Origin of the sequence: Candidatus Nitrosopumilus salarius BD31 (assembly GCF_000242875.2) — an archaeon.
Taxonomy (GTDB): Archaea; Thermoproteota; Nitrososphaeria; order Nitrososphaerales; family Nitrosopumilaceae; genus Nitrosopumilus; species Nitrosopumilus salarius.
In genome coordinates, this window is the sequence record NZ_AEXL02000106.1 from 1 (window position 1) to 2,743 (window position 2,743).

Annotated in this window: 5 protein-coding genes; all 5 read left to right on the forward strand. The window is 35.1% G+C overall.

The features are described from left to right. Positions 1–136 precede the first annotated feature (136 nt). Positions 137–415: a hypothetical protein gene (locus BD31_RS06025; protein WP_100222196.1), complete on the forward strand. Its 279-nt coding sequence runs from the start codon at positions 137–139 to the stop codon at positions 413–415. Further along, positions 412–1,437 (forward strand): hypothetical protein, encoded by a 1,026-nt coding sequence (locus tag BD31_RS06030; RefSeq protein ID WP_008299971.1) that lies wholly within the window; start codon positions 412–414, stop codon positions 1,435–1,437. Before BD31_RS06025 ends, BD31_RS06030 begins: the two co-directional genes overlap by 4 nt. Positions 1,438–1,506: 69 nt before the next feature. Continuing rightward, on the forward strand, positions 1,507–1,917 hold the full coding sequence (locus tag BD31_RS06035; RefSeq protein WP_008299974.1) for a hypothetical protein: 411 nt from the start codon (positions 1,507–1,509) through the stop codon (positions 1,915–1,917). A gap of 19 nt (positions 1,918–1,936) precedes the next feature. Beyond that, positions 1,937–2,314, forward strand: coding sequence for a hypothetical protein (locus BD31_RS06040; protein WP_158641230.1), 378 nt, complete (start codon positions 1,937–1,939; stop codon positions 2,312–2,314). A 115-nt stretch (positions 2,315–2,429) separates the two neighbouring features. Continuing rightward, positions 2,430–2,743, forward strand: a 314-nt coding sequence (locus tag BD31_RS06045; RefSeq protein ID WP_008299986.1) for a DUF5343 domain-containing protein, incomplete at its 3' end; no start/stop codon positions are given.

Here is a 2,743-nt window from a genome sequence, read left to right on the forward strand (position 1 = left end):
GTCAAATACGGCCTGTGCTGTTTCTTTAATGTTTAAATTATGTGCATGTTTAGCATAATCAGAGAATTTTATACCTAAATCCATTGATTTTATGTGCACGCTAGTCCTATATTAGCATTTTAACCACATGTTCATTATGAGCCAGATATTTCAATGCTGTTCAGAAAAACCTGCTTTTCAGATCACATATTCAGTATCTAGTTCAGAAAAGGATTATCTGGTATGTTCAGAATGTGTCAAAAAGGAATGTTTTTCAAAATACATCATTAGAAGGCACATTCTAGAAAATAATAAAAAAAATTTTCAAAATGAACAATCTGAAATTGCTGATGAATCGTTCGACTTTTCTGAAAATCCTGATGAACATGCACAACAAAATGAACAGAATAATGAACGTGGGGGATTTATCCTATGAGAAAACCGCATTCAGATGAAACCCGCAATGATATCGTTGAAAAATATATTTTGGGCGAATCAGTTAGAGAAATTCATGACAGCACTGGGGTGAGTGTGGGTTCAATATCAGAATACATTAATGACTTTTCATCCAAGATTGATAAAAAGAGCATTGATGCAATGCATGACTTTTTTAAAATAATTAGAAAAAACGGGATGCAGCCAAAGGATGCGTTTTACGGCCATGTGATATTCTCAATTTTATTAAAACACAAACTTGATCCGAAACAGATCAATTCCTTTGTAGAGTTCGTCTTGTCCATGGCACAACAAAATGGACTGTCTGCTGAATCCCTGATAGAAATCTGCAAAACAGTTTCTGCAATCCAGTCTCAATCTAATGTTTCCCTGGAAGAAATTGAAAGTCATTGTACTGAACTTGTAAAAAATAAAAGCGAACTGGAAACATCCGTTGAGAAACTCTCTGAGCAATACAAGCAATCACAGAATGCCCTGTCTGTTCGGCTAAAGAAAAACAATCTTACTGAACAACAAGTAGAAAAGATCACAAATACTCTAAAGTTCTTGGAGAGCATCGGGTTTGATCTGACTGATGCTGATTCTGCATGCAATATGTTGCAAAATGCAAAATCGCAAGGATATGATGTTTCAAAGATTTGCTCTCGTATTAGCAAAGATGAATCCATTGACTTGGCATTGCATGAGAAACAGTCAAAGCTAGATGAGATTGAAAAAATGATTGGGGAACTGGGAAAAAAATACGACGATATGTCACTTAGGCATGAAAACCTTGTTCTCAGGCACAAATCCATGGCAGAATCCATTGCATCTGTAGATGCATTGGGCAAAAGTGGCGTTTCAGAAAAAGACCTTGCTGCATGGCAGAAAACCTTTGAGAGTTTCGGACTGGCTCCTGAAGATTTTCTGGCAGAATTGGAAAAGGCAGGAAATGCCAAAAAACTTTTCAGGAAACTAGAATCTGCAAATTCAAAAACTCAAAAAAAGAAAATGAAAATCTGAAAATGACAAAGTTGTGGCTTGAATCTCATAATGATGAATTACAACTAGAAATCTCTAACGGTGCCGAATATGGAAAAAAAGAATTTCAACAAAGTTGCAAAGTGTGTAAAATCTGAACTTGTCACTACTACATTACATGCAAAAGACAACCTCAATCAGTTTGTAAAAGACAATCAAAAACAGATTGACTTTATAAAAAAACAGTATGAGGAATACTTTGCTGAGCTAATTGATACCTTTGAGACTCGCTTGAAATATTCGCATAAAATAGAATACACGATGGGTAAAATGGAATCCCTGAAACCTCTGTTTGATCTAGTCGATGGAAAATTTGATCCAATTCCAAGCATCCACCAAATCATTATTGTTCTTGACAAGGCATATGTGGGAATAAAGGGAACTGAATTTGATAAACATTTCATATCTTCTGACATGAAACGACTGCGAGAAAATCTGTTGAAAATAATTAGCCATGCATGACAGACTGTTTTACAGCTCATTGGAAAAAATAGACGAGGTTGCCTTTGAAATAACTTCTGCTAAGAAAAACAATGATGCACTATTTCGAAGACTGTCCAAAGAAGTCTTTCAAAAATCATTCTCCAAGGTTGAATTTCAAAGCAATTTGGATGCCGGGGCCAGAATGGCGGGGGTTGGAATTGCATCTGCAATCCAGATTGCCAGAGGAAGATACAAGAAAGACTCTTTTACAAAATCATTCAAAAAACTGCATCGTCAAACTGATGTTGTAACCTTTTCTGATTTGAACAAAATCAACCAGTTTTTGCAAACATCCGAGTTCGCATCCGTGGTAAAACTGCTGAAAATTCAGCACAATTATGGCTTGCACAAGGCTGTTTCTGTAATTTCGGAGTGAATTTATTTGCTGTAAAAGAATTGTAATTAGTTCTCTGAAGTGGAATTGTTATTTTTGTTCAAATCTCTCATAATATGAAAAACATGTTTTAATACTAATTATTTTTTATATCTTCATGGTGGACTTGCCTTATTTTTCAACTTTGGGCAATATTCCAAAATATTTTGAACGTATTAGACAAGCAAAAACTCCTGAGGACAAATTCTCTCCAGATTTTGTTAAAAGTACACTAAACTTTTCATCAGGTAATGATCAGAAGTTAATAGGTGTTCTAAAAGCAATGAGATTTATCGATGAATCTAATCACCCTCTTCAATTATATCGAGATTTCAGATCTGAAACAACTTCCCCATACGAATCTATTGGAAAGGGAATGAAAAATGCGTTTCTTAGTCTTTATGCTAGAGATGAAAACCTACATGACCGTAC

What these genes read in the sequence shown, in the direction of transcription:
- BD31_RS06025 (WP_100222196.1), top strand. Translation starts at nt 137, where the DNA reads ATGAGCCAGATATTTCAATGCTGTTCAGAAAAACCTGCTTTTCAGATC.
- BD31_RS06035 (WP_008299974.1), top strand. Translation starts at nt 1,507, where the DNA reads ATGGAAAAAAAGAATTTCAACAAAGTTGCAAAGTGTGTAAAATCTGAA.
- BD31_RS06030 (WP_008299971.1), top strand. Translation starts at nt 412, where the DNA reads ATGAGAAAACCGCATTCAGATGAAACCCGCAATGATATCGTTGAAAAA.